4 protein-coding genes are annotated in these 1,903 nt (G+C 69.0%); 1 reads left to right on the forward strand and 3 read right to left on the reverse strand.

Annotation, left to right across the window (positions count from 1 at the left end; translation table 11 throughout):
- Window positions 1–46: 46 nt before the first annotated feature.
- Window positions 47–436, reverse strand: coding sequence for a hypothetical protein (locus tag ABT300_RS43625; protein ID WP_351688619.1), 390 nt, complete (start codon window positions 434–436; stop codon window positions 47–49).
- Between ABT300_RS43625 and ABT300_RS43630 the strand changes: the two genes are divergently transcribed.
- Window positions 429–587, forward strand: a complete 159-nt coding sequence (locus tag ABT300_RS43630; protein ID WP_351688622.1) for a hypothetical protein — start codon at window positions 429–431, stop codon at window positions 585–587. The two genes, ABT300_RS43625 and ABT300_RS43630, sit on opposite strands and share 8 nt — an antisense overlap.
- A 30-nt stretch (window positions 588–617) precedes the next feature.
- Here the strand turns inward: ABT300_RS43630 and ABT300_RS43635 are convergent, their stop codons facing one another.
- Window positions 618–866 carry a hypothetical protein gene (locus tag ABT300_RS43635; RefSeq protein WP_351688625.1) on the reverse strand — a complete coding sequence of 83 codons (249 nt, stop codon included), beginning with the start codon at window positions 864–866 and terminating at the stop codon, window positions 618–620.
- Between the two features lie 461 nt (window positions 867–1,327).
- The coding region (locus ABT300_RS43640; RefSeq protein WP_351688628.1) for an IucA/IucC family C-terminal-domain containing protein at window positions 1,328–1,903 on the reverse strand (576 nt) is incomplete at its 5' end.

Genomic DNA, 1,903 nt, shown 5'->3' on the forward strand with positions numbered 1-1,903 from the left:
CGGCGAGATCCGCTCGCCGGGAACGGCCCGAGCTCGTCAGTCGGTGTCAGCAGCGGTCGGAGCTCTTCACCGCCCGGTCACGCGCCACGTACTGGCCCTTCGGCGTGCCGTCGGAGTTGAGCACGTTGCCCACGGCGTCGAAGTAGGCGCCGTACGACGTGATCTCGTTGTAGCCACGGCCGCGCCAGGAGTAGGAGTCGACCTGCTCGTGGGTGCCCGGCGCGCCCCACGAGTAGCGGGTGACATGGAAGACGGGGTTGCTGCGCACGGTGCGCATGAGCGGGCGGAGCGCCATCCAGCCCACCCGCTTCGGCGGGACGGTGATGCCGGTGGTCGTGGCCCAGCCCGAGGACTTCGCGTACGACCAGCTACGGGTGTAGCTGGCGCCCGCCTCGACCGAGAGCACCTTCTCGATGACGTTCCACTCGATGCCCACCGAGCCGGTGACGCTGTTGGTGGTCGTGCTGGTCGTACTGCCGTTGAGCTGGAGGTTCTGGCTCAGCTGGGAGCCGGAGCTGCAGTTGACCAGGGTGTTGCTGACCTGCTTCTCGGCTCCGGTCCAGGTCCAGCTGGACGACTGCGGGTAGCTGCAGTAGCCCTGGAAGCGTTCCCATGGGTTACGAGATGCTCAGGGCCGGGATGCCGTGGACGCCGTCCTCCATGACCTCGCCGGTCTGGACGTTGATCCACCAGTAGGTGGGCCAGTCGGTCCGGCCGTTGCAGATGGTCATGAGGAGTTTGTCGGTGTTGAACGGTTCGATGCCTCTGAGGTTGGTCGCGGCGTCGGCCGGCGACACAGACGTCAGGACCGACGCCAGACTCAGTGCGACCGCCGCTGCGGCACGTTTGATCATGGTGCGTGACATCACGTACGGATTCCCCTGCTCGTCCAGGAAAAGTGGACGCGACGTCAGTGTCGCGTCGGTGGTCTGCCCCACGCCTCGGCCGGGTGACGTCGAGGCGCCGCCGGCACGGTCGCGCGCCGGCACGGGACAGGTTGATCGCCTCTGGGCGCAAGCGATATTAGAGAGCGGAACGATTGATCAGCAATACTGATTCATACGACCAATCATTCGCCAGTGCGACGTTCCGGGCGTCAACCACTCGACGGCACGAGGTCGGGCGATCTACCGCGAACTCGTCGACCACGGTCGCCTGAAAGTCGGATTCGCCGAGGTAGATGAGCTTTTGCGGGGCTCGCGACAAGGCCGCGGCGCGCAGGCGGGGCCAGCGGTCAAGGGGGGCCTGAAGGCCGACACGGGGATCGCCACTGCGCAAACATGGGATGTAACGTGTGGAAAAGCGTCGCTCAGCCGTTCCATGGCCGTTACCGGCCGAGCGCCTGACGTTCATCCACGGCCGACGGAACGGCCAGCGGATTGGGCAGCGGCAGATAGCGGGCGTCCGCACCGTCCGCCCCCGTCCAGCGCAGCAGCAGGTTCGTCTTGCCCGGCAGGGTGGGCGCGGTGAGCAGGGCGGCCGTCTCGGGGAGGTCGTGGCGGGCCAGCGCGCGGCGGGCCGCGGGCCACGGGTCGAATCCCCGGTGGTGTGCGACGAGGGCCGCGGCGACCTCGCACAGATGGTTCACCACCAGGCAGTACACCAGCCGCTCCCAGCCGGCCGACCGCTCCACGTCCGGCAGGAGCTTGACTCCCTCGGCGTCCCGGAACAGGGCCTGCACCGGGAGGCCGTCGGCGTCGACGGCGACGAGCGTGTTCTGCAGGTGCGCCTCGAGGACGACGCCGTGGCCGGCGAACGCCTCCAGGGCCGGCGCGGCGACGGCCGACAGATACGCCTCCCACCACCTCGCCGGGTCCGTCGCCGCCGCCAGAGGGCTGCCGTCGAAGCCCTCGACGAGGCCCGCGGCGAGCAGCGGGGACGCGCCGGGCAGGACCGCGGCGCC

The organism is Streptomyces sp. NPDC001027, from assembly GCF_040299045.1.
In the GTDB taxonomy this organism is placed as follows: Bacteria; Actinomycetota; Actinomycetes; order Streptomycetales; family Streptomycetaceae; genus Streptomyces.